This is a genomic window from Amycolatopsis sp. WAC 01416, from assembly GCF_003947485.1.
In the GTDB taxonomy this organism is placed as follows: domain Bacteria; phylum Actinomycetota; class Actinomycetes; order Mycobacteriales; family Pseudonocardiaceae; genus Amycolatopsis.
The window spans coordinates 457,636-480,881 of the sequence record NZ_QHHX01000004.1; the positions used below are offsets into that span (position 1 = coordinate 457,636).

At 69.0% G+C, this 23,246-nt stretch carries 20 protein-coding genes; 12 read left to right on the top strand and 8 right to left on the bottom strand.

Annotated elements, in window-relative coordinates; all coding sequences use genetic code 11:
• Positions 1-138 precede the first annotated feature (138 nt).
• Positions 139-2,073, top strand: a complete 1,935-nt coding sequence (locus DL990_RS15880) for a transglycosylase domain-containing protein (RefSeq protein WP_125799125.1) — start codon at positions 139-141, stop codon at positions 2,071-2,073.
• A 269-nt stretch (positions 2,074-2,342) separates the two neighbouring features.
• Here DL990_RS15880 and DL990_RS15885 read toward each other — a convergent pair whose 3' ends face one another.
• Positions 2,343-2,999: an O-methyltransferase gene (locus DL990_RS15885; protein ID WP_125786623.1), complete on the bottom strand. Its 657-nt coding sequence runs from the start codon at positions 2,997-2,999 to the stop codon at positions 2,343-2,345.
• Positions 3,000-3,074: 75 nt separating this feature from the next.
• Complete coding sequence (locus DL990_RS15890) at positions 3,075-3,902, bottom strand: ABC transporter ATP-binding protein (RefSeq protein ID WP_125786622.1); 828 nt, start codon at positions 3,900-3,902, stop codon at positions 3,075-3,077.
• A gap of 128 nt (positions 3,903-4,030) precedes the next feature.
• Between DL990_RS15890 and DL990_RS15895 the strand changes: the two genes are divergently transcribed.
• Positions 4,031-5,347, top strand: a complete 1,317-nt coding sequence (locus DL990_RS15895; protein ID WP_125799272.1) for a PLP-dependent aminotransferase family protein — start codon at positions 4,031-4,033, stop codon at positions 5,345-5,347.
• Between the two features lie 31 nt (positions 5,348-5,378).
• Here the strand turns inward: DL990_RS15895 and DL990_RS15900 are convergent, their stop codons facing one another.
• From DL990_RS15900 to DL990_RS15910, 3 genes are all read right to left on the bottom strand, one after another.
• On the bottom strand, positions 5,379-7,187 hold the full coding sequence (locus tag DL990_RS15900) for a hypothetical protein (RefSeq protein ID WP_125799126.1): 1,809 nt from the start codon (positions 7,185-7,187) through the stop codon (positions 5,379-5,381).
• Between the two features lie 286 nt (positions 7,188-7,473).
• On the bottom strand, positions 7,474-9,447 hold the full coding sequence (locus DL990_RS15905) for an SDR family oxidoreductase (RefSeq protein ID WP_125799127.1): 1,974 nt from the start codon (positions 9,445-9,447) through the stop codon (positions 7,474-7,476).
• A gap of 57 nt (positions 9,448-9,504) precedes the next feature.
• On the bottom strand, positions 9,505-9,723 hold the full coding sequence (locus DL990_RS15910; RefSeq protein WP_039922712.1) for a hypothetical protein: 219 nt from the start codon (positions 9,721-9,723) through the stop codon (positions 9,505-9,507).
• Positions 9,724-9,920: 197 nt separating this feature from the next.
• Between DL990_RS15910 and DL990_RS15915 the strand changes: the two genes are divergently transcribed.
• Positions 9,921-11,144, top strand: a complete 1,224-nt coding sequence (locus DL990_RS15915) for an NAD(P)/FAD-dependent oxidoreductase (protein ID WP_125799128.1) — start codon at positions 9,921-9,923, stop codon at positions 11,142-11,144.
• Positions 11,145-11,215: 71 nt separating this feature from the next.
• Here DL990_RS15915 and DL990_RS15920 read toward each other — a convergent pair whose 3' ends face one another.
• Entirely contained in the window at positions 11,216-12,460 is a 1,245-nt protein-coding gene (locus DL990_RS15920) for a Bcr/CflA family multidrug efflux MFS transporter (RefSeq protein WP_125799129.1), read from the bottom strand.
• Positions 12,461-12,690: 230 nt separating this feature from the next.
• On the opposite strand from DL990_RS15920, the gene DL990_RS15925 reads away from it, so the two are divergent.
• The 6 genes from DL990_RS15925 to DL990_RS15950 are packed head-to-tail and all read left to right on the top strand — an operon-like array spanning position 12,691 to position 19,214.
• Positions 12,691-13,551: a fumarylacetoacetate hydrolase family protein gene (locus DL990_RS15925; protein ID WP_125799130.1), complete on the top strand. Its 861-nt coding sequence runs from the start codon at positions 12,691-12,693 to the stop codon at positions 13,549-13,551.
• Positions 13,551-14,852 carry an enolase C-terminal domain-like protein gene (locus tag DL990_RS15930; protein ID WP_125799131.1) on the top strand — a complete coding sequence of 434 codons (1,302 nt, stop codon included), beginning with the start codon at positions 13,551-13,553 and terminating at the stop codon, positions 14,850-14,852. Before DL990_RS15925 ends, DL990_RS15930 begins: the two co-directional genes overlap by 1 nt.
• Entirely contained in the window at positions 14,849-15,607 is a 759-nt protein-coding gene (locus DL990_RS15935) for an SDR family NAD(P)-dependent oxidoreductase (protein ID WP_125799132.1), read from the top strand. The genes DL990_RS15930 and DL990_RS15935 overlap by 4 nt, the downstream gene beginning before the upstream one ends.
• 27 nt (positions 15,608-15,634) lie before the next feature.
• Positions 15,635-16,678 (top strand): sugar ABC transporter substrate-binding protein, encoded by a 1,044-nt coding sequence (locus DL990_RS15940; RefSeq protein WP_233620484.1) that lies wholly within the window; start codon positions 15,635-15,637, stop codon positions 16,676-16,678.
• Entirely contained in the window at positions 16,675-18,198 is a 1,524-nt protein-coding gene (locus DL990_RS15945; RefSeq protein ID WP_125786614.1) for a sugar ABC transporter ATP-binding protein, read from the top strand. Before DL990_RS15940 ends, DL990_RS15945 begins: the two co-directional genes overlap by 4 nt.
• Positions 18,195-19,214: an ABC transporter permease gene (locus DL990_RS15950; protein WP_125786613.1), complete on the top strand. Its 1,020-nt coding sequence runs from the start codon at positions 18,195-18,197 to the stop codon at positions 19,212-19,214. Before DL990_RS15945 ends, DL990_RS15950 begins: the two co-directional genes overlap by 4 nt.
• A 102-nt stretch (positions 19,215-19,316) precedes the next feature.
• Here the strand turns inward: DL990_RS15950 and DL990_RS15955 are convergent, their stop codons facing one another.
• The gene (locus DL990_RS15955) at positions 19,317-20,027 is read right to left on the bottom strand and encodes a FadR/GntR family transcriptional regulator (protein WP_125792631.1); all 711 of its coding nucleotides are present in this window, start codon (positions 20,025-20,027) and stop codon (positions 19,317-19,319) included.
• 106 nt (positions 20,028-20,133) lie between these two features.
• Here DL990_RS15955 and DL990_RS15960 point away from each other — a divergent pair, with 106 nt between their 5' ends.
• Genes DL990_RS15960 through DL990_RS15970 form a run of 3 tightly spaced genes read left to right on the top strand, consistent with a single transcriptional unit; the run spans position 20,134 to position 22,237 of the window.
• Positions 20,134-20,436 carry an L-rhamnose mutarotase gene (locus DL990_RS15960; protein WP_125786611.1) on the top strand — a complete coding sequence of 101 codons (303 nt, stop codon included), beginning with the start codon at positions 20,134-20,136 and terminating at the stop codon, positions 20,434-20,436.
• Positions 20,433-21,404: an aldo/keto reductase gene (locus DL990_RS15965; RefSeq protein WP_125786610.1), complete on the top strand. Its 972-nt coding sequence runs from the start codon at positions 20,433-20,435 to the stop codon at positions 21,402-21,404. Before DL990_RS15960 ends, DL990_RS15965 begins: the two co-directional genes overlap by 4 nt.
• A complete protein-coding gene (locus DL990_RS15970; RefSeq protein ID WP_125799133.1) occupies positions 21,401-22,237 on the top strand; it encodes an amidohydrolase in 837 nt (278 codons plus the stop codon). The genes DL990_RS15965 and DL990_RS15970 overlap by 4 nt, the downstream gene beginning before the upstream one ends.
• Before the next feature lie 129 nt (positions 22,238-22,366).
• Here the strand turns inward: DL990_RS15970 and shbA are convergent, their stop codons facing one another.
• Positions 22,367-23,023, bottom strand: a complete 657-nt coding sequence (gene shbA, locus DL990_RS15975; protein ID WP_233598954.1) for an RNA polymerase sigma factor ShbA — start codon at positions 23,021-23,023, stop codon at positions 22,367-22,369.
• Positions 23,024-23,246 lie beyond the last annotated feature (223 nt).

Sequence of the window (23,246 nt, forward strand, 5' to 3'; positions counted from 1 at the left end):
TTCCTTCGCTCGACTTGCCGATACGAACACTTTATCAAATGAAGAATTCTTCAAGTAATGCCCCGCTTGCCCTGGAGTCGGGACACGATTCGGTGATTTTCCCACAACCTTTTCACTCGTTCGGGCGTCTTACCTGGCGTGGAGAACCCGGATGAGTCAGTCGCACCCGAGTCGGAGACCACGGCCACCCCCGAGCCGAAAGGGAAGAAGCGCAGGTGGCGCCGGATCGCCGCCTGGACGCTCGGCCTGCTCGTCGGCATCCCGGTGGTCACGTTCGGGATCGCGTACGTCCTGCTCGACGTCCGCAGCCCGGAGGAAGTGCTCGCCGACCTCGACAAGACCGTCGTCCTGCAGAACGCGGACGGTTCCGAACTGCTCAAGGTGATCCCGCCCGGCGGCGACCGGCTGTTCGTGCCCTACGACGCCATCCCCGCGAAGCTGCGTGACGCGATCGTCGCGACCGAGGACCCGACCTTCTGGGACAACGAGGGCTTCGACCTCACCGGACTCGGCCGCGCGCTGGTGACCGGCGTCGGCGGCGGCTCGGGGATCACGCAGCAGTACATCAAGAAATCCACCGGAAACGAGGACGCCACCCTCACCCGCAAATTCTCCGAACTGGTGCTCGCCACCAAGATCACCCAGCAGCAGACCAAGAAGGAGATCTTCGAGAGCTACATCAACATCATCTCGTTCGGCCGCGGCACCTACGGCCCGGCGTCGGCGATGAACGCCTACTTCGGCCGCAAACTCGATGACTCGATGACCTGGAGCGAGGCGGCCTTCCTCGCCGGCATGATCCAGTCGCCGTCGGTGCACGACCCGTACGCCTCCACCCACGAGCACGCCATGAAGCGCTGGTCCTACGTGGTGAACAAGCTCGTCGCGCGGGGTTACGTCAGCCAGGCCGAAGCGGTCGGCATGACCTATCCGGAGGACGCGATCCAGGCGCCGTCGGAGACCCGCGCCGGTCGCGTCACCTACGAGAAGTATCACGTCAAGCAGCAGGTCCTGGCCGAGCTGGAGCAGGTCGGCTACCCGCTGGACCGGCTCCGCGGCGGCGCGATGAAGGTCGAGACGACCATCGATCCGCGTGCCCAGGCAGAAGCCGAGAAAGCGGTCAAGGAGCGCTTGCAGGGGCAGCCGGAGCACTTCCGCGCGTCGCTGGTCGCCGTCGAACCGGGGACCGGCGCCATCCGCGCCTACAACGGCGGCGGCTGGAGCGTGCACGATTACGCCGGCACCCCGTACGGCACCGGCTCGGCCTTCCAGCCGTTCACCCTCGCCGCCGGACTCGAACAAGGCGTCAACGTGGACGAACCGCTGAAGGCGCCCGCGCAGGTCGATTTCCTCGGCGAGACCTTCAAGTTCCCGGACCAGTGCGGCGAGACCGGCAAATGCACGCTGCGTGAGGCGATGGGCCGGGACGCGCAGGGCCCCTTCGTCGACCTGGCGAAGAAACTCGGCGCGGAAACGGTCCGGAACGGCGCCCGCGCGGCCGGGATCCCCGAGGCCGTCGACGGCGCGGTCACCCTGCGCGAGAAGGACGGGTTCCTGATCGGACCCGGGATCGCGGTCGGCCGGTATCCCTTGCGGCCCAGCGACATGGCTGGTGCCTACGCGACCTTCGCCGCGGACGGCATGCGCGCCACCCCGCATCTGGTGTCGAAGATCCGGGACGAGAACGGTGAGATCGTCTGGGAACGGCCCCCGGACAAGACGCCCGCGTTCAAGGGCGACGAGGCACTGAGCCGCCGGGTCGCGGGCACGATCAGCCAGGTGCTGACCACCGGGCTGAAAGACCGTCCGGCGGCGCTGAAGACCGGCGACTTCCAGTACAACGAGACGGACGACAACGCGGGCGGCTGGGCGGTCGGGTACACGCCCCAGCTCGCGACCGCGGTCTGGGTCGGCTCCGACGAACCACGCCGGATGCGGGACGCCGCCGGGGAGAAGCTGACCGGCAGGACGATCCCGGCCGAGATGTGGCAGCGCTTCATGAACGCCTTCCACCAGGGACTGCCGGTGCGATGGCCGGTCCCCGCGACCACGACGGCACCCCGCCCGCGCTGACGCAGGACCGGTTTCGCGTGACTGGATGGCCGACATGCGTGACTGGATGGCCGACATGTGTGTTTGGGCGGACGACTCGCGGCGGAAGCCGGCCGTGCGCGTGTCGTCCATCCAGTCACGTGTGTCGGCCGTCGGATCACGCGAAACGGCCTTTGCGCACACCACACCGCCGCCGTGGTGTGGAAGTACATGAAGGCCCCCTTCGCTGCTCTAGACGCAATGAAGGGGGCCTTCATGTACGGGTAAGGCCCGAGTGGGTCAAGGGGTCGCTAGGACGTCACGAGGACGATCGTCAGCCCGTCGTACCCCTTCTTGCCGACGGTCTGCAACGCGGTCGCGTCGACCCGCGGTTCGGCGGCGATCAGTTCGTGCATCCGCCGGAGTCCTTCGATCTCGTCGGAGGTGTTCGCCGGGTCGGCCACCGCTCCGGCGCGGACGACGTTGTCGATCACGATCACCCCGCCCGGCCTGGTCAGCTTCAGCGCCGCCTCGAAGTAGGCCGGGTTGTTGACCCGGTCCGCGTCGATGAACGTCATGTCGAGCGGGCCTTCGACGCCGGGCAGCAGGTCCAGCGCCTCCCCGATCCGGATGTCGACGAGCTCGCCGACACCGGCGGCGTCGATGCTCTTCCGCGCGACATCGGCGAATTTCGGGTAGTACTCGAGCGTCACGAGACGCCCGTCCGGCGGCAGGGCACGGGCGAGCCAGATGGTGCTGTAGCCGCCGAGCGTGCCGATCTCCAGTATCGAGCGGGCACCGATCATCTTCGCCAGCAGATGGAGCAGTTTGCCCTGGTTGGGGGCGACGGCGATGGGCGGCATCCCGGCCTCGTCCGAGGCGAGAAGAGCCTCGTCGAGGGTGTGGTCGGCCGGGATGAGCGCGTCGAAGATGTATTCGTCGACCTTGGACCAGATTTCCTGAGTCATGGAACCTCCCCGGGCAAACCTAATGCCGCCCGACGGTCACGAAATCGTCCATCGGGGCGGCTGTCCGGACGAACCTCAGGCGGCGCGGCGCCCGGCTTTCGGGATCACCAGCGGAGTCCCGGTCTCGGGGCACGGCATGACACGGCAGGGCAGCTCGAAGATCTTTTCGACGTTGGCGGCGGTGACGACCTCCTCGGGCGCGCCCGTCGCCAGTACCTCTCCGTCCCGCATCGCGATCATGTGCGTCGCGTACCGGGCGGCGTGGTTGAGGTCGTGCAGCACCGCGACCAGCGTCCGGCCCTGTTCCTGGTGCAGTTGCGCGCACAGGTCGAGGATGTCCATCTGATGCGCGATGTCCAGATAGGTCGTCGGCTCGTCGAGCAGGAGGAGATCGGTCTCCTGGGCGAGCGCCATCGCCATCCACACGCGCTGCCGCTGGCCGCCCGACAGTTCGTCGACCAGCCGTTCGGCGAGGTCGTCGACCCCGGTGGCGCGCATGGATTCCGCGACCACGGTGGCGTCCTCGCGGGACCACTGGCGCAGCAGCCGCTGATGCGGGTACCGGCCGCGCGCGACGAGGTCCGCGACGGTGATGCCGTCGGGCGCGATCGAACTCTGCGGCAGCAGGCCGAGCCGACGGGCGACCTCCTTGGCCGGGAACGAGCTGATCACCTGGCCGTCGAGGAACACCGAACCCTGGCGGGGTTTGAGCATCCGCGCGAGCGCGCGCAGCAGGGTCGTCTTGCCACAGGCGTTCGGGCCGACGATGACGGTGAACGACCGGTCGGGGATGACCACCCCGAGGTCCTGGGCCACGGTCCGGCCGTCGTAGGCGAGCGTCAGCGCGTCCGCGTGCAGGCGGGACGTCGTGCTCTGCTCGGTGAGGGTTTCCACGGTCTCCACGCAGGTTAGGCTAACCTAGGACTCCGCCGTTGTGGTGTTCCGTAGGTCGCAGTCGGCTCACAACGCTCTTCGATGGCATCATCCCCAGTGCAATCCCATGAATGCACTCGGTGCGATCGAAGGACGGCATGGAGGACTACCGGATAGTCGCGGACGAGATCTCCGCCGACGTCGAGGCTGGCAGGCTCCGCCCTGGCGACCGGCTGCCCCCGCAGCGGCGGTTCGCCCGCGAACGCGGGATCGCCAACTCGACCGCTGCCAGGGTCTACGGCGAACTCGTCCGGAGAGGCGTCGTGGTCGGCGAGGTCGGCCGCGGCACGTTCGTCCGCGCCGGGAGGCCGCCGCTGGAGACCGCGCTCGCCGAACCGGGCGGCGCGACCGTCGACCTCGAACTCAACTTCGCCGTCCTGCCCGAGCAAACGGCGCTGGTCGGGAAGGCGCTGGAGTCGCTGCTGCGTGAAGACGTCCTGACAGCGGCGCTGCGTCCGGGGACCGTGTCCGGCTCGAAGCAGGCGCGGGACGCCGTCGGCGGCCTGTTCGCGAAGGACGGCTGGGCGCCGGAAGTCCTCTTCGCCGGCAGCGGGCGTCAGGCCATCGCGGCCGCCATCGCCGCCTTCGTGCCGATGGGGGAACGGCTCGCCGTCGAAGCCATCACGTACCCGGTGGTCAAGGCGCTCGCCGGACGGCTCGGCGTCCAGTTGGTGCCCATCGAGACCGACGACATGGGGCTCATTCCCGAGGCACTCGAAGCCGCGTCCGTCCGCGCGCTGTACGTCCAGCCGACGCTGCACAATCCGCTCGGGTCCACAATGGACGAAGCGCGGCGCGTCAAGCTGGCGGAAACCGTGCGGCGGATGGACATCCCGGTGATCGAGGACGGGATCTACACCTTCCTCCGGCCCGAGGTCCGGCCCTTCGCGGCGTATGCGCCGGAACGCACCGTGTTCGCCGACAGCATGTCGAAGCGGCTCGCCCCGGGGCTGACCACCGGATTCCTCGCCGTCCCGGCGGAATGGACGGAACGGCTGGCCGCGGCCGTGCGCTCGGGCGGCTGGGTCGCGCCGAGGCTCGCCGTCGAAGCCGCCACCCGGTGGATCACCGGCGGCACCCTGGAAACCGTCGAACGGGCGAAACGGCTCGACGCCGCCGAACGCCAGCGGGTGACGGCGGCGCGGCTGGCCGGGTTCACGGTGCGCGCCGATCCCCAGGCGTACCACTGCTGGTGGGAACTCCCCGAACACTGGCGCGCCGAGACCTTCGTCGCCGCGGCCGCGCGGCGCGGGATCGCGGTCACCCCGGCGGCCGCGTTCGCCGTCGTCCCCGGTCACGCCCCGAACGCGGTGCGCCTCGCCGTCTCGTCGCCGCCGCTCGAGACGCTCGGGGCCGCGTTGGACGTCCTCGCCGGTCTCGCTTCCGGCCGCCCGGAGGACGCCGGCGTCGAGTAACCCGGCCATCGCAAGTAGGTGACGAATTGCGTCAGGGGCGCGGAGCCCACTTGCCGACGAAGCTGCCGCAGGTGACGGTCTGGCCGGTGAGCCGCGACCGCAGCGCGTTCTCCAGCCCGAGATAGTCGAAGATCGGCGCGTCGCCCGCGACCTCGGCGGGCACCGGACCGCCCTTGGCCAGGACAGGCATGCTCACGGTCTGGAACAGCACCAGGTAGTCGCCTTCGCGGTTGAGCTCGTCGGCCCTCGCGAGCATGCGTTGCGGTGCGTCGGCGACGATCTCCAGCGGCAGCGGCCATTCCAGTGGGAACGGATTGCGCAGGTCGAAGGCGGGGTAGGCGAACGGGTTGTCGGGCAGGACCGCCGTACGCCCCGCGGGATAGCGCGTGACACAGTCCTGGATCTGGGAGATGTAGGTGAAAGTGCCAGGGTTCGTCCGGATGCCGCGCATCGACGGCGTCACCGTGCCGAGGTCACCGGTCAGTTTCTCGCGCGCCATGTCGAGGTACGCGGCTTCGTCGTGGTGCACGACCACGGCCCAGCCCGACGCCAGCACCGCGACCAGGCCCATCGCGGTGGCGCCGGCCAAGGCGATCCGGCGAGGCGGATCCGGCAGCGGGGGCAGCGCGTCCGACAGTTCCAGGATCGCCGTCAGCGCCAGCGTTCCGGTGAACAACGTCGGGGTGTCGTTCCCCCAGGACAGGCTGGTCATGAAGCCGGTCGCGAAGACGAGCCCGCCCATGCGCGGGAACCGCCGTTTCGCCGCCCAGTTCACCAGCAGCGCGACACCGAGGATCCACCAGAGGACGTCCGCCCAGCGCGAAGCACCGGTGAAGTGTCCATCCACGACGGTGCCGACCACCACCGCCACCCCCGCCAGGAGCAGCAGCCGCGCGAGGACCGCCCCGGCGAATCCGGCGCGTTCGCGGAAGACCCCGAGCAGGGCAAGAAGCACCCCGGCGATCGCGAAGAAGGTCAGTCCCCGCACCGGCGGCCGCAGCAGCGTTTCGGGATTTTCCAGCCACAGACCGAGAAGTCGCTCGCCGTACGCGGGCAGACCGCCGGTGAGCTGCTCGGCCATCGCGCCGAGCCCGCCGTCGAACGCGACGATTCCGAGGTAGAACACCAAGAAGGCGCCCAGCGCCGGCAGATCCCAGGCCAGGCGCCCCCACCAGCGGCCGGTGCGGAACGCGCCTTCCCGCAGCGACGGGTGCAGCAGCAACCAGCACAACGCGATCAGCGGCACCGGCGCGAAACTCTGTTTGACGAACACCGCGGTGCCCAGCAGTACGAGGCCGAGCCGCCGCGGCCACGCCTTCCCGTTGCGCAGCCCCGAATCCAGCGCCCAGGCACCGCAGGCGGTCAGGAAGATCCCGTCGATCGTGTGCCAGGCCATCAGCGGGAAGGCGTTGAGGTTCAGCAGCGACGCGGCCGCTGTCAGCCCGGTGAGCCCCGGCCCCCAGTCACGGACGCGGCGGCGGGTGACCAGTGCGGCGAACGCGATGGTCGCCAGGATGATCTCCAGCATGCTGAGCACGCTGGAGACGAAGAACAGCGGGCCCGGCAGCACGAAGTCGACGATGTGCAGGTACGCCGAACCCAGTGGCCGTGCGGAGATGATGTCGGAGTGCGGGACCTCGCCGTGCCGCACGCGCCAGGCCTGGGCGAGGATGAAACCCTGGTCCGACGGGTGGAAACCGAAGCGCCCCACCCGGAGTTCGGTGGCGACGGCGAGCGCGAGCACCCACGCCACATGCAGGGAAAGCCGCAGCACTGTCCTGGACGGACGTACCACCCCGGCGTCCGGTCCGGTCGTCAGCGGGGGACTGGCGACGTCCACACTGCCCCTTCCCTCCTCGTCCTGCCTCGGCCCGAGTCCGCCGACCCCCCGGCGTATCGGAAACCGATGGTAGCGGCCGGGGGCGTCCCCCGATCGAGCCCGGCGGCGAGGAGGTCAGTGCCTGTTGGTGAACCCGCGCCGCGATCGACGTCGGCAGGCCGCGACCTGGCAAAACTCGTCCCGGCGGGCGAGAAGGGCGCCCTGCCACCGCGATAGCGGGGCCTTCGGCCAGGGCGGGTTCACGTCATGCCCGGTTCACGAGGCCATCCTCGGCTCCGCCAACAGCTCAGGGACGGCGGCGCCAGACCAGCCTGGTGACCGCGCCCGCGACCGAGGCGAGCGGAGCCTTCCGGGGCAGGCCACGGGTTTCCGGCGCGGATTCGGGCATCGCGCGGTAGACGAGATGTGCGAAGAACCGCGCCGTCCTGGGTGCGACGAGCGTCACCAGTTCGGCGGCCGTGCCCTCGGGCAGGTTCAGGATCTCGGGCCGTTTCTCCAGTGCCTTCACCACGAGCGCGGCGGCGCGTTCGGGAGAGCTCGACGGCATACCACGATAGGACCCGGTCGGCGTGATCATGTCGGTGCGCACCAGCGGCATCCGGACGGAGGTGAAGGTGACGCCGTCGGAAAGCGTTTCCCGTCCGGCGGTCAGCCCGAACTCCTCCAGCGCGGCCTTCGAGGCCAGGTAAGCGGAAAACCGCGGGGTGTCGGTCTGGAGTCCTTGGGTGGTCACGTTGACGACGTGGCCGAACCCGCGCGCGGTCATCGACGGCAGCAGGCCGAGCGTCAGGCGCACGGGGCCGAAGTAGTTGATCGCCATCGTGCGTTCGAAGTCGTGGAACCGTTCGGTGGACAGCGAAAGCGAGCGCCGGATCGAGCGGCCCGCGTTGTTGACCAGCATGTCGACGGCGCCGTGCGCGGCGAGCACGTCCTTGACCAGTGCGTCGACCGCGCCGCCGTCGGTGAGGTCGCACGGATACGCCGACGCTTTCCCGCCCGCCGCGACGACCTGCTCGCGGACCTCTTCGAGCTCGTCGGCGCGCCTGGCCACGAGGATCACTTCGCCGCCCTTCGCGGCGACGGCCAGCGCGGACGCGCGCCCGATGCCCGACGAGGCGCCGGTGATCAGGACCTTGCGGCCGTCGAGCTGTTCCGGGCCCGGACGGCGGCGGCCGCGATCGGGGTCCAGGTGCTCGAGCCAGTATCGGTAGAGCGGACCGGCGTACTCCTTCAACGGGGGCAAGGTGATCCCGCTGCCTTCGAGCGCGGCCGTGGTCGCGCTCGTGTCGAAGTCGACCTCCATACTCAGATGGGGCAGGACTTCGAGCGGAATGCCGAGTTCGGTCAGTACCGCCGCGCGGGCCGTCCGCCCGCCGGGAACGCGGTCGAAACCGGCCGCGGCGGATTTCGCCAGCCGGGTTCCGGCACGCTTCAGCGCTCCGGACGGGCGAGGGGGAAGGACAGCGGAGATCTTCGGCGCGCCCGCGGCCCGTGCGAAGGCGTTGTAGACCTCGTGCAGCGGCTGAGGTCGAGGCGACGCGAGGTGGTACGTGCTGCCACTGGGCGCGTCGACGTGCATGAGGTGCTCCATCGCTTCGACGACGTAGTCGACCGGCACGATGTTCGTGGCGCCGAGATCCGGGGCGGCCAGCGGGAGACGGCGGGGCAGCGTGGCGAGCCGCGAGATCGCGGGGAGGAAGTAGTACGGGCCGTCGATCTTGTCCATCTCGCCGGTGCGCGAATCACCGGCCACGGCGGACGGCCGGTACACGCGGAACGACGTTTTCCCGTGCCGTCGCACGAGTTTCTCGGCCTCGAACTTCGTCGCGTGGTACGGCGACGCGAAGCTCTGGCCGAGGTCGAAATCGGCCTCGGTGAAGCGCCCGGCGTACTTTCCGGCGACCGCGATCGACGAGACGTGGTGGAGGAGCCCGGCCTTCGCGGCGGCGGCGAACTCCACGGCGTTGCGGGTGCCGTCGACGTTGGCCGCGCGGTTCGCCGCTTCGTCCGCGGTGAGGTCGTAGATCGCGCCGAGGTGCACGACGTGGTCGAGCGGCCCCACGCGGGCGGGATCGATGCCCAGCGAGGGTTCGGTCAGGTCGCCGGTGACGGGAACGAGCTTCTCGTGGCTCGGGAGCTTCCCGCGTGAGGTCTCCCTCACGAGAACATGGACGGCTACGGTCTCAGGTCGCCGTAGTAGGCGCGCGACCAGGCGTTTGCCCAGAAAACCCGTCGCGCCCGTCACGAAGTAGGTGGTCATGGCCGGCTCCTTCCGAAGGGGCCGACTCTACCTACTCGGAAGTAGGAACGGTAGTTGTCATTCGCTGTGATCCGGATGTTCGGCCACCGCGACCACGGCGTCGCGGAGCGCGGCACGCAGGCGCCCCACGTCCAGCGGCCCGAGCACGGCGGCCTCGCCGGGCGGCGCCACGAGCACGATCTTGTCGCTGCTCACGAACACCGTCACGTCCCTGCGCCTGCCCGCGAGATCCCGGCAGCCGACCGACCATTCGTCCCGCGGTGCCAACGTCCTCATCCTCCCGTATCCCATGATCTCCCTTTCTCGTCCGTGGCTGGGACGGGGCGGTTTCGAGGCCGTGACGCGGGTTGCCCGACATTCCTACTGATGGGTTAACCGATCCTTCGTATCGTGATCGACTCCCGGTTTCGCTAGGCCGGACGAGGACGAACGGGAGTAGCGTCCGGGGGAGGGGACTGCTTGGGAGGTCATGGATGTCCGAACCCAGGAAAATCGTCATCGTCGGGGCCGGTCTCGCGGGCGCGACGGCCGCCGGGACTTTGCGAGAACGCGGCTACCCGGGCGAGATCCTGCTGCTCGGTACCGACACGCATCGCCCGTACGAACTACCGCCCTTGTCCAAAGGGCTCCTGATGGGCAACACCGATGAACCCGACTGGGTGCACGACGCGGGTTTCTACGAAGAGAAGGACATCGCGTTCAAGAGCGGCGCGACCGCGACCAAGATCGAACTCGGCGCGCGGCACGTGCTCGACGACGCGGGCGGCGAACACCGCTTCGACCGTCTCGTGCTCGCGACCGGCTCCCGGCCGCGATCGCTGCCGGTGCCCGGCGGGGACCTGCCGGGACTGCGGACCCTGCGCACCCTCGACGACGCGCTGGCGCTGCGTTCGGCGTTCAAGGACGCCGGACGGGTGGTGATCGTCGGCGCGGGCTGGATCGGGACCGAGGCCGCGGCGGCCGCCAGGGAACACGGCGCCGAGGTGACCGTGGTCGACCAGGTCGGCTCGCCGCTGCTCGCGGTGCTGGGCGATCAGGTGTCCGGGGTCTTCAAGGATCTGCACACGGAGCACGGCGTGAACTGGCGGCTGGGTGAAGGTGTCGCCGGGTTCACCGGCGGCCCGGACGGGGTGACCGGCGTTCGTTTGCAGAGCGGTGACGAGCTTCCCGTGGACGTCGTGCTGGTGGCCGTCGGCGCCGCGCCGCGGGTCGACCTCGCGCACGCCGCCGGGCTGGAACTGTCCGACGACGGCGGAGTCTGCGCCGACGCCGGCCTGCGGACGGCGGCGCCCGACGTCTACGCGATCGGCGACATCGCCGCGCATTTCCATCCCCGCTACGGAAAACGCGTCCGCGTCGAGCACTGGTCGAACGCGAAGTGGCAGGGCGAACACGTCGCCGGGAACCTGCTGGGAGAGAACGAGCCGTACCTGCGGAGTCCCTACTTCTTTTCGGATCAGTACGACCTGGGCTGCGAATACCGGGGCCTCGCCGACCCAGAAAGCGACGAGCTCGTGGTGCGGGGCGACCTCGCGGCGCGGGACTTCACGGCGTTCTGGCTGCGGGACGGACAGGTGACCGCCGCGATGAACGTCAACCAGTGGGACGACGGGGACGCGTTGAAGGCTCTCGTCGAGGGACGCGCTGCGGTGACGGCGGAACAGTTGAGGACCGGCGACCTCAAGTCGCTGGTTTGACCCGTGCAATGAAGGGGCCTTTCATAGCAAATTTTGCTATGAAAGGCCCCTTCATTGCGCTCTGCGGAGGCTTAGGCCTCCTGAGCGACCAAAGCCCGCGAAGGCCCCGTCATGGTCCCGAAGGCCAGCAGCGCGAGAACGCCGAAGGCCGCCATCGTGATCCCCATCGGGACGGCGGTGCTCGCGCCGCCCAGCCCGACCAGCGGCGTCGCCAGCCCGCCGACGACGAACTGCAGCACGCCCAGCAGCGCCGACGCCGAACCGGCGGACCGCGCCTGCTCGGCCAGCGCGAGCGAACTCGCGTTCGGTGCCACCATGCCGATGCTCGACACCAGGATGAACAGCGGGATCAGCAGCCCGATCAGGCCGAGGTCCAGCGTCGCCGCGGCCAGTACGCCGAAGCCGGCGACCGCCGCGATGACGAGGCCGACGGTCAGCAGGGTCCGTTCCGGGAAGCGGCCGACGATGCGCCCGTTCAGCTGGCCGACGGCCACGATGCCGATGCCGTTGAGCCCGAACACCAGGCTGTACGCCTGCGGGCTCAGGCCGTAGACGCCTTGCAGGGCGAAGGAAGAACCGGAGATGTAGGCGAACAGGCTGCCGAACATCAGCCCGGAGGCCAGCGCGTAGCCAAGGAAGCTGCGGTCGCGGAGCAGGCTCGCGTACTTCCGCATCACCGAGCCGAAGCGCGCGGGCGTGCGGCGTTCCTCCGGCAGGGGTTCCGGCAGCAGGAAGAAGACGACGGCGAGCAGGATCGCGCCGAACACGGTCAGGCAGACGAACACGCCGCGCCACGAGGTCCAGTTCAGGATCTGGCCGCCGATGATCGGCGCCAGGATCGGGGCGAGCCCGTTGACCAGCATGAGCAGCGAGAAGAACTTCGTCATCGCGGTGCCGGAGTAGAGGTCGCGGACGGTCGCCCTGGCGATCACGATGCCCGCCGCCGCGCCGAAGGCCTGGACACCGCGGGCGGCGATGAGCAGTTCGGCGGTCGGGGCGACGGCGCACAGGATCGAGCCGACCATGTAGAGGGCGAGCCCGGCCACGAGCGGTTTGCGGCGGCCGATGGCGTCGGACAGCGGTCCGAGGACCAGCTGGCCGAGGGCGAGCCCGATGATGAACGCGCTCAGCGTCAGCTGGACGGTCGCGTCCGCCGCGCGCAGTTCTCCCGCCATCTGCGGCAGCGCGGGCAGGTACATGTCGATGGACAGGGGCCCGAAGGCGGACAGGCCGCCGAGGATCAGGACGAACCGGGCGCGGCCGGTCATGTTCGGTCGCGCGACGGACTCTTCCACTCGCTCGGGCGCGATGGTCATGCTCTTCCTCTCCCCAGGGATGGTTCCGCCGACAACAACTTGCTTAGAGTAGGTAACTATTCCCGCTGTGACCCATGGCACTCCGGGTTGTCACGACTGATCCGATCAATTTTCGAGACAAATCGAGACGACCTCTAGATCTGGTCGAAGGTCGTCGGGTATACATCGGATGTCTGTTCGTTGCTGTTGGAGCCGTTGATTGTTGGCGGTTCGGCCGGAAGGGAAAATCCGTGCAGCTGTTGCGTCTCGGGGAGCCGGGAAGTGAGCGTCCGTTCGTACGTGCTGGAGACGGCACGCTGCGCGACCTCTCGGGGCTGACCGCCGACATCGATGGCGGCTTCTTCGCGAGTGACGGCGTCGCCAGGGTCGCGGCCGCGCTGGCCGCCGGTGAGCTGCCCGAAGCCGGCCCCGAAGCCACGCGGGCCAGGGTGGGCGCGCCGATCGCGCGGCCGGGCAAGGTCGTCTGCATCGGCCTCAACTACCGGCAGCACGCCGAGGAGTCCGGCGCCGCCGTCCCGGCCGAGCCGGTCGTCTTCATGAAGGCTTCCGACGTCGTCGTCGGCCCGGAGGACGACGTGCTCGTGCCGCGCGGTTCGACCAAGACCGACTGGGAGGTCGAGCTCGGCGTCGTCATCGGCAAGACCGCGCGCTACCTCGAAAGCGTCGAAGAAGCCCTCGAATGCGTCGCCGGTTACACCGTCTCGAACGACGTTTCCGAGCGTGAGTTCCAGCTCGAACGCGGCGGCCAGTGGGACAAGGGCAAGTCGTGCGAGAACTTCAACCCGCTCGGCCCGTGGCTGGTCACCGCCGACGAGGTGACCGACCCGCAGGCCCTCGGTCTCCGGTTGTGGGTCAACGGCGAGAAGAAGCAGGACTCGTCGACGAAGGACATGATCTTCACGGTCGCCGAGATCGTGCACTACCTGAGCCGGTTCATGGTGCTGCGCCCCGGCGACCTCATCAACACCGGCACTCCGCAGGGCGTCGCCCTCGGTCAGCCGGATCCCAAGCCGTACCTGCGCGAAGGGGACGTCATCGAGCTCGAGATCGACGGCCTCGGCCGCCAGCGCCAGACCGTCAGGCAGGCGTGATGGCGAAGATCGTGGGCATGGAGGTGCTCGACGTCCGCTTCCCGACCTCTCGGGAGCTGGACGGTTCGGACGCCATGAACCCGGACCCGGACTACTCGGCCGCGTACGTCGTGCTGCACACCGACGGCGGCCCGGACGGCTACGGACTCGCCTTCACCATCGGACGCGGCAACGACGTCCAGGCCGCGGCGATCCGCGCGCTGGAATCGCACGTCGTCGGCAGGGACGTGCCCACCGGCGCCGCCGCGCTCGGCGACCTGTCGAGGGCACTGGTCGGCGACTCGCAACTGCGGTGGCTCGGCCCGGAAAAGGGTGTCGCGCATATGGCGATCGGCGCGGTGGTCAACGCCGCCTGGGACCTCGCCGCGCGGATCGCCGGACTTCCGGTCTGGCGGTTCGCCGCCGAGATGTCGCCCGAGGATCTCGTCTCCCTCGTCGACTTCCGCTACCTGTCCGACGCGCTGACCGAGCAGGAAGCGCTCGACATCCTTCGCGCCGCCGAACCGGGCCGCGCGGAGCGGATCGCCCGGATCGAGCGTGACGGGTACCGCGCGTACAGCACTTCCCCCGGCTGGCTCGGTTACTCGGACTCGAAACTCGTCCGGCTCGCCGAACAGGCGGTCGCGGACGGCTTCGAGATGATCAAACTGAAGGTCGGCGGCACTCTCGAAGACGACGTCCGCCGGATGAAACTCGCCCGCGAGACCGTCGGCCCGGACATCCGGGTCGCCGTCGACGCGAACCAGCGCTGGGACGTTTCGACCGCGATCACCTGGATGACCGCACTGGCGCAGTACGACCCGTACTGGATCGAGGAGCCCACTTCGCCGGACGACGTGCTCGGGCACGCCGCGATCGCCAAGGCGCTCGCTCCGATCCGGGTGGCCACCGGTGAGCACGTCCAGAACCGCGTGATGTTCAAGCAGCTGCTGCAGGCGGGCGCGATCTCGGTGCTGCAGCTGGACGCCGCCAGGGTCGGCGGGTTCAACGAGAACCTGGCGATCCTGTTGCTGGCGGCCAAATTCGGTGTCCCGGTGTGCCCGCACGCCGGCGGTGTCGGGCTGTGCGAACTCGTCCGGCACCTGTCGATGTTCGACTACGTGGCCGTGTCCGCTTCCGACGTGGACCGGTCCATCGAATGGGTCGACCACCTCCACGAGCATTTCACCGACCCGGCAGCCGTGATCGACGGCCGTTACGTCGCCCCGTCCGCGCCGGGCTTCTCGGCACGGATGCACGACGCGACGCTGCGCCGGTTCACCTTCCCCGACGGTCCTGAATGGACGGAGACAAGCAAGTGAGTGAGTTCGAAGGCCTCGTCGCGGCCGTCACCGGAGGCGCGTCGGGAATCGGCAGGGCCACCGCGGATCTGCTCGCCTCACGCGGGGCGAAGGTCGCGGTGCTCGACCTGAATCCCGGCGACCTTCCCGAAGGCCTGACCGGATTCCGCTGCGACGTCGGGTCCGACGACGAGGTCCGGTCCGCGATCGACGCGGTCGCTGAGCGCTTCGGCAGGCTCGACATCCTGGTCAACAACGCGGGGATCGGCGCTCAAGGTGACGTCACCGCCAACAGCGACGACGAATGGCACCGCGTGCTCGACATCAACGTCGTGGGCATGGTGCGGCTGGCGCGGGCGGCGTTGCCGCAGCTGAAGAACTCGCCGTCGGCCGCGATCGTCAACACCTGTTCGATCGCCGCGTGGGCGGGCCTGCCCAGCCGCGCGCTGTACTCGGCCAGCAAGGGCGCGGTGCTCTCGCTGACCCTGGCGATGGCGACCGACCACCTCGCCGACCGGATCCGGGTCAACTGCGTCTGCCCCGGCACCGCCGACACGCCGTGGGTCGGCAGGCTGCTCGACGCCGCGGGCGACCCGGAGGCCGAACGGGCCGCGCTGGCCGCCCGTCAGCCGATGGGCAGGCTGGTGACCGCGGACGAGGTCGCGAACGCGGTCGTGTACCTCGCCAGTCCGCTGTCGGCTTCGACCACCGGAACGGCGCTCGCCGTCGACGGAGGGATGTACGGGCTGCGCCCGCGCGGTCCGGTCCAGCAGTAGGTTTTCGCTGTCATCAAGGAGGATGCGGTGCGTACGAGGGTGATCAAGGTGGCCGCCGCGGCCACCGCGCTCGGGCTGGCCCTGTCGGCCTGTGGATCCACGAAGGACAACGCGCCGAAGCCGGGGTCCGGCGGGGCGCAGGGCGGCAAGGTCGGCGCGACGATCCCGTTGCTGACCTCGCCGTTCTGGCAGGCCTACAACAACTACGTACCGCAGAAGGCCAAGGAGCAGGGCGTCGACGCGCTGCCGACGGTCAACGCGGACAGCGATCCGGCGAAGCAGATCACCGACATCAACACCCTGCTCAACCAGGGCATCAAGGGTCTCGTCGTGACGCCGCTCGACTCCGCCGCCGTCGTCGCGGGGCTCAAGGCGGCGGAGAACAAAGGTGTCCCGGTGGTGGCGGTCGACGTCGCGCCGGAGAGCGGCAAGGTCGCGATGGTGGTGCGCGCGGACAACAAGGCGTACGGCACCAAGGCCTGTGAGGCGATCGGCGCGAAGGTCACGTCGGGCAAGGTCGTGCAGGTCATGGGCGACCTGGCTTCGGTCAACGGCCGCGACCGTTCCGAGGCGTTCCGGCAGTGCATGAAGACCAAGTACCCGCAGGTCCAGGTACTGGAGGTCGCCGCGGAGTGGAAGGCGGACAAGGCTTCGTCCGGTTTGGACAGTCTGCTGACCGCGAATCCGGACATCAAGGCCGTGTACATGCAGGCGGGCGGCGTCTATCTGGCGCCGACGCAGCAGGCGCTCAAGCGCAAGAACCTCTACTTCCCGGTCGGCGACCCGAAGCATGTCGTGCTGGTCAGCAACGACGGCATCCCGCAGGAGCTCGCCGCGATCCGCGCGGGCGAACTCGACGCGACCGTCTCCCAGCCCGCCGACGACTACGCCAAGTACGGCATGTACTGGATCAAGAAGGCGATGGCGGGGGAGACCTTCAAGGCCGGGCCGACCGATCACGGCAGCACCGTCGTCGAGGTCCGGCCGGGGATACTGGAAGACCAGCTCCCCGCGCCCGTCGTCACCAAGGACAACGTGGACGACAAGGCCCTCTGGGGGAACAACCTGTGAGCGCGCTGCCCGCCGGGTCCGCCGCCGTGCCGGTGGTCAGCGCACAGGGCGTCGGCAAACGCTACGGCCCGACCGTGGCGCTGTCCGACGTCAGCCTCACCGTGTATCCCGGCGAGTCGCACGCGCTCGTCGGCCGCAACGGTGCGGGGAAGTCGACGCTCGTCTCCATCCTCACCGGACTGTCCAAAACGGACACCGGTCACGTCGAGTTCGGTGGCGTGCCCGCGCCGCCGTTGTCCAAACAGGACGACTGGAAACGCGCGGTCGCCTGTGTCTACCAGCACGCGATGGTCGTCCCGCAGTTGACCGTCGCGGAGAACCTGTTCCTCAACCGCCAGTCCGGTAAGGGGTTCGCGATCGGCTGGCAGCGCTTGCGTCGCCAGGCCAGGGAACTGCTCGACTCGTGGGACGTCCACGTCGACGTCGACACCCCGGCCGGCGAGCTTTCGGTCGAGGACCGGCAGTTCGTCGAGATCGCGCGGGCGTTGTCCTACGGTGCCCGGTTCATCGTGCTCGACGAGCCGACGGCGCAGCTGGACAGCCAGGCGATCGAGCGGCTCTTCGCGCGGATGCGCCAGATGCAGGACAGCGGGGTGACGTTCCTGTTCATCTCGCACCACCTCCACGAGGTGTACGAGGTGTGCCAGGCGGTCACCGTGCTGCGCGACGCGAAGCACATCCTGACAGCGCCGGTTTCGGAGGTCGGCCGCGCCGAGCTGATCGACGCGATGACCGGCGAGCAGGGTGGGCTTTCCGTCCGCGACGCTTCGACGCGGGAGGCGCTGGCGCCGGACGCCGACGAGGTGCTGACCGTCGACGGGCTTTCCGGTGACGGGTTCGGCGACGTGACCTTCCGGATCCACCGCGGTGAGGTGATCGGCCTCGCGGGCAGCAACGCCAGCGGCAAGCACCAGGTCGCCGAAACCGTGTACGGGCTGCGTTCCCCGGCCTCCGGCACGATCAGGGTGGACGGGAAACCGTTGAAGCCGGGCGACATCCCGGCCGCGATCCGCGCCGGCATCGGCTGTGTGCCGAGAGACCGGCACCACGAAGGACTGGTGCTCGAACACTCGATCATGGACAACGCCACACTGTCCATTTTGGATCGCCTCGGCAAGGGCGGCCTCGCGTCACCGGGCGTCCGGTACTCGAAGGCGTCGAAGGCGCTGACGGATTACGACATCGTCGCGGCTGACGCCGATCAGCCGGTGTCCGACCTGTCCGGCGGCAACCAGCAGAAAGTCGTCCTCGCTCGTGCGCTGGCCGGGGATCCGCGCCTGGTCGTGCTGATCAACCCGACCGCGGGCGTGGACGTGAAGTCGAAGGAAGCGCTGCTCGCGGTCGTCGACCGGGTGCGGGCGGAGGGCAAGGCGGTGCTGATCGTCAGCGACGAGCTGGACGATCTCCGCCTGAGCGACCGGGTGCTGGTGCTGCGCGCCGGTGCCGTGGTCGCCGAACACCGGGCGGGCTGGTCGGACGGCGACCTGGTGGCCGACATCGAAGGAGTCGAGCGCGGATGACCGAACTGATGACGGATCCGAAATCGGCCTCGCTGGGGCCACCACCGCCGAACCGCCGGAAGTTCCGCTGGCTGCGTGAACTCGCCCTCGTGCCCGCGCTGATCGTGGTGCTGATCATCGGAGGACTGATCAGTGACACGTTCCTGACCTTCGGCAGCATCGTCGGGATCCTGTCCGCTTCGGCGGCGCTGTCGATGGTGGTGCTGGGCGAATCGCTCGTGCTGCTGACCGGGAAGTTCGACCTGTCGCTGGAATCCACCATGGGCATGGCGCCCGCGCTGGGCGCGATGCTGGTCATCCCGGTGGCGTCTTCGGGCTTCGGCACGGAGATCCCCGGCTTCGCGGGCATCCTCGCCGTGCTGGTGGCCGGTGCCGCGGTCGGCTTCGTGAACGGGTTCCTGATCGTCAAGCTGAAGCTGAACGCCTTCATCGTCACGCTGGCGATGCTGACGGTGCTGCGTGGCACGCAGATCGGCTCCACCCAAGGGAAGACGCTGTTCGACCAGCTGGACGTGTTCACCGCGCTCGCCACGACGACGTTCATCGGGCTGCCGATGTCGGTGTGGCTGGCCGCGGCGCTGTTCGCCGTGTTCGGGCTGGGGCTGCGGTATCACCGGATCGGCCGCTCGCTGTACGCCATCGGCGGCAACCGGGAAGCCGCGCGGGCCGCAGGTATCCGCGTCGACCGGATTTCGTGGGGTGTCTTCGTCGTGGCCGGTGTGCTTGCCGCGCTGGGCGGGCTCGCGTTCACCGGCTACGTCGGCGCGCTCGGCGCCGATCAGGGCGACGGATTGATCCTTCAGGTGTTCGCCGCTGCGGTGATCGGCGGTGTCTCACTCGACGGTGGGAAGGGCACTCTGGTCGGGGCGCTCACCGGCGTGCTGCTCCTGCAGACGGTCACCAACCTGCTGCAGGTCGCGCAGGTGCCGCCGGAATGGCTGAAGGCGATCTACGGCGTGATCATCCTGGTCGCGTTGATCATCTCCCGCTATGCCGGCGGGAAGGCGCAGACCTAGTACACCGATGCAATGAAGGGGCCTTTCATTGCAAATTTTGCGATGAAAGGCCCCTTCATTGCACGCCGCAAGAGCTATCGGAAGCCTCGGGAGGGTGCTGTGTCAGGAAGCTTCGGCGGCCGTGGTGGGGTCGTCGGCGGTGCCGAGAGCGTTGCGGAGCCACTGCTCCACCCCCGCCACGTGCACGGTCGCCCACGAACGCGCGAGTTCGGGTTCTCGGGCGGCGATGGCCTCGTAGATCGCCGTGTGCTGCTCGCGGGTCTTCGCGACCGCGCCCTCCTGCGTGAGGCCGCGCCAGATGCGGGCGCGCGCGGTGGGGCCGGACAGGCTGTCCAGCAGCGAGCACAGCACCGGATTACCGGAGCCGTCGGCGATCTTGCGGTGGAACTGCAGGTCGTTCGCGACCAGCGCCTCCACCGTCGGCGAGTCGGCCAGTTCGTCGAGCAGGCGGCCTAGCTCCGCGATGTCCTCGTCGTTCATATGCATCGCGGCCATCGCCGTCGCCGCCGGTTCGAGGATCCGGCGGACGGCGAGGAAGTCCAGCACGGTGTCGTCCCGGTGGAAGTCCACCACGAACGTCATCGCGTCGAGGAGGAGATTCGGTTCGAGGCTGGTGACGTACGTTCCGTCGCCCTGGCGGACGTCGAGCACGCGGATCAGGCACAACGCCTTCACCGCTTCGCGCAGCGAGCTGCGGGACAGGCCGAGCCGCTGGGCCAGTTCGGCCTCCTTCGGCAGCCTGTCGCCCGGAGCAAGCTCACCGGAGATGATCATGTCCTTGATCTTGTCGATCGCGACATCGGTGACCGGCATGTTCCACCGCCCTCCCCGAAGACCTCGGATGTTTGAGTGTCAATTGACAGAGTGCCATGTTTCGAACTGAGGAGGCGCGGTGACCCACGGTGTCGCACTACAAAGAGTGGCACTCCACACCCGGCTGAAGCCGGGCAAGGAGGCCGAATACGAGTCGGTCCACGCCGTCATCCCGCCTGAACTGGACGAAGCCCTGCGCGGTGCGGGCGTGCGTTCGTGGCGGATCTGGCGGGACGGTCTCGACCTTTTCCACGTCGTGGAGGTCGAGGACTACGCGAAGATGCGCGCGGTCCTGCGTGATCATCCGGCCAACATCCCGTGGCAGGCGCGGATGGCGGAACTGCTCGACGTCGAGGACGACTACTCGGGCAACGATTCGGGCCTCGGCCTGGTGTGGGAGCTTCCGTGAAGATCCCCCTGTCCCCGCTGGGGCTCGGCTGCGCGCAGCTGGGCAACCTGTACCACGCCATCGCCGACGAGACGGCCGAAGCGACCGTCCGGCAGGCGTGGGACGAAGGCATCCGGTACTTCGACACCGCCCCGCACTACGGTCTCGGGCTGTCGGAACGGCGGCTGGGCGCGGCACTTTCGGCGTACGACCGCCCTGACTTCGTGGTGTCGACCAAGGTCGGCCGCGTGCTGGAACCCGATCCCGCCGGCGCTTCGCGCACCGACTCGCAGGGTTTCGTCGTTCCCGCAGCGTACAAACGCCGCTGGGACTTCAGCCGCGACGGGATCCTCCGGTCGCTTGAGGACAGTCTGGAGCGGCTGGGGCTCGACCGCGTCGACGTCGTCTACGTGCACGACCCGGACGAACACTTCGAGGACACCGTCGGCGGCGCGTTCCCCGCGCTGCTCGAACTGCGGGAGCAGGGTGTCGTCGACGCCATCGGGGCCGGGATGAACCAGGCGCCGATGCTCACGGAGTTCGTCCGCCGGTTCGATCTCGACGTGATCCTGCTGGCGGGCCGGTACACCCTGCTCAACCAGCCCGCGCTCGACGACCTCCTCCCGCTGTGCGCGGAACGCGGCGTGGACGTGGTGGCAGGCGGGGCGTTCAACGCCGGGATCCTCGCCACCGCGTCGCCGGGCACGATGTACGACTACGCCGAGGCGCCGGCCGAACTGGTCGAGCGCGCCCAGCGGATCGCCGACGTCTGCGCGCGGCACGGCGTCGAACTCCCGCAAGCCGCGCTGGCGTTGCCCGCGGCGCATCCGTCGGTGGTGTCCGTCGTCGTCGGCGCGCACGATCCCGGCCAGGTCCGGCTCAACGCCGAACGGTTCCGGCGTCCGGTGCCGCGCGAGTTGTGGACGGACCTGATCCGTGCGGGACTGTTGCGTGAGGACACCGTGCTGCGACAGGAGGAACGGGCGTGATCGACGCGCACCATCACCTTTGGGATCCGTCACGGCGGGACTACCCGTGGATGACCGGTTCGGCATTGGATCCGATCCGCCGTCCGTACACAGTGGACGATCTCCGCGCGGTGACCAAGGCGACCGGGGTGAAGGGGACCGTGCTGGTGCAGACGGTCTCGTCGGAAGAGGAGACGCGCGAGTTCCTCGCGGCGGCTCGGGCCGAACCGCTCATCGTGGGCGTCGTCGGCTGGACCGACCTCACCGCGCCCGACGTCGCCGAGCGCGTGGCTTCGTTTTCGGGGCCGTTGGTGGGGATCCGGCATCAGGTGGAGGACGAGCCGGACCCGTCGTGGCTGACGCGGCCCGAGGTCCTGCGCGGTCTCGCCGCCCGCGGCGAGGCCGGGCTGGCGTACGACCTGCTGGTGAAACCACCGCAACTCCCCGCCGCGCTCGCCGCCGCGAAAGCGTTGCCGGACCAGGTTTTCGTGCTCGACCACGCCGCGAAGCCGCCGATCGCCACGGGCGAATGGCAGCCGTGGGCGGACGGTGTCGCGGCTTTGGGGGAGCTGGACAACGTGTACTGCAAGCTTTCGGGGCTGGTGACCGAGGCGGACTGGGCGCGGTGGAAGGTCGGGCAGCTGGCGCGCTGGGCCGAGCACGTTCTGGAGTCCTTCGGGGCTTCGCGGCTGATGTTCGGCTCGGACTGGCCGGTCTGCGAGCTCGCGGCCGCGTACGAAGTCGTCGTGGACACGGCGTTCTCGTTGACAGGCTCGTTGAGCGACGCCGAGCGGCTCGAGTTCTTCGACGGCACTGCGAAGCGCGCTTACCGGCTTCCCGCGGCGGGAGGGTGAGTCGCGCGCGGTCTGCCTCATCGAGTCGCGGCGTTGAACCGCCGGGCTCGGAGAAAGAAAAGGTGGGTGGCGCGGGGTCCTGGCGCCTGAGAGCCGCCGGTCAACGACCTTCGGCAGGGGGAGAAAAGCTCAGAATTCGTCCTGCTTGACCATCGTCCGCAGGCGGGCCAGTGCGCGGTGCTGCGTCACGCGCACGTTGCCGGCGGAAATCCCGAGCGCCTCGGCGGTTTCGGCGGCGGAAAGGCCGACGGCGATGCGGAGGGCGAGAATCTCCTGCTGCACCCGCGGGAGGGTGGAGAGCAGGCGGCTGAGCCGGGCACCGAGGTCCAGGTGCAGGGCGTGCGTTTCGGGTTCGTTGTCGCCGATGGGCCGTTCCGGCAGTTCCGGGACCGGTTCCGACCGGTCGCGGGAGACCGCGCGGTAGGCGTCCGCGACCTTGTTGGCGGCGATGGCGTGGACGAGGTAGAGGAACGAACCGCCGCGATCCTGGTAGCCGGGCAGTGCCTTCAGCACGGCCATGCACACTTCCTGCGCGACGTCGTCCGCCGACAGGTAGGACAGGTCGCGGCCACCCATTCTGGCCCGGCAGTACCGGACCACGACCGGCCCGATCATCCGCAGCAGTGACTGGATCGCGGCGGGATTCCCGTCGCCCGCGTCCTTGACAAGAGGATCGAGATCCTCCTTCGTCAGCCGTCCGCCCGGTCGAGGCAGGTTCTCCGGAGTCGTGTATCCGGGGACCGCATCGGCGGTGACGGTTCTGGACGCGCTGGAGATTGCTTGCATGGTCGTCCTCCCCGGCCGACCCTGCGACCGTCGCAGTCGAGGGGTCAACACTCCGTAACGATTGAGGGCGGCAGATGCTCCGTAAGATCAGATCCATCTGCCGCCGTTGCGACGCAGCGTAATCGTAGGCGCCGATCGGACGGCAGTAAAGATTTCAACTAGAGATAGCCCATTCGCCGGAGTCGGCTTAATACAACCGAGACTCCGCGTCGGGAAAACGGGC

Excerpts from the sequence above, each read along its gene's own strand:
- DL990_RS15885 (WP_125786623.1), bottom strand. The coding sequence starts at position 2,999 with ATGACTCAGGAAATCTGGTCCAAGGTCGACGAATACATCTTCGACGCG.
- DL990_RS15895 (WP_125799272.1), top strand. The coding sequence starts at position 4,031 with ATGGAGGACTACCGGATAGTCGCGGACGAGATCTCCGCCGACGTCGAG.
- DL990_RS15905 (WP_125799127.1), bottom strand. The coding sequence starts at position 9,447 with ATGACCACCTACTTCGTGACGGGCGCGACGGGTTTTCTGGGCAAACGC.
- DL990_RS15910 (WP_039922712.1), bottom strand. The coding sequence starts at position 9,723 with ATGAGGACGTTGGCACCGCGGGACGAATGGTCGGTCGGCTGCCGGGAT.
- DL990_RS15915 (WP_125799128.1), top strand. The coding sequence starts at position 9,921 with ATGTCCGAACCCAGGAAAATCGTCATCGTCGGGGCCGGTCTCGCGGGC.
- DL990_RS15920 (WP_125799129.1), bottom strand. The coding sequence starts at position 12,460 with ATGACCATCGCGCCCGAGCGAGTGGAAGAGTCCGTCGCGCGACCGAAC.
- DL990_RS15930 (WP_125799131.1), top strand. The coding sequence starts at position 13,551 with ATGGCGAAGATCGTGGGCATGGAGGTGCTCGACGTCCGCTTCCCGACC.
- DL990_RS15950 (WP_125786613.1), top strand. The coding sequence starts at position 18,195 with ATGACCGAACTGATGACGGATCCGAAATCGGCCTCGCTGGGGCCACCA.
- DL990_RS15955 (WP_125792631.1), bottom strand. The coding sequence starts at position 20,027 with ATGCCGGTCACCGATGTCGCGATCGACAAGATCAAGGACATGATCATC.
- shbA (WP_233598954.1), bottom strand. The coding sequence starts at position 23,023 with ATGCAAGCAATCTCCAGCGCGTCCAGAACCGTCACCGCCGATGCGGTC.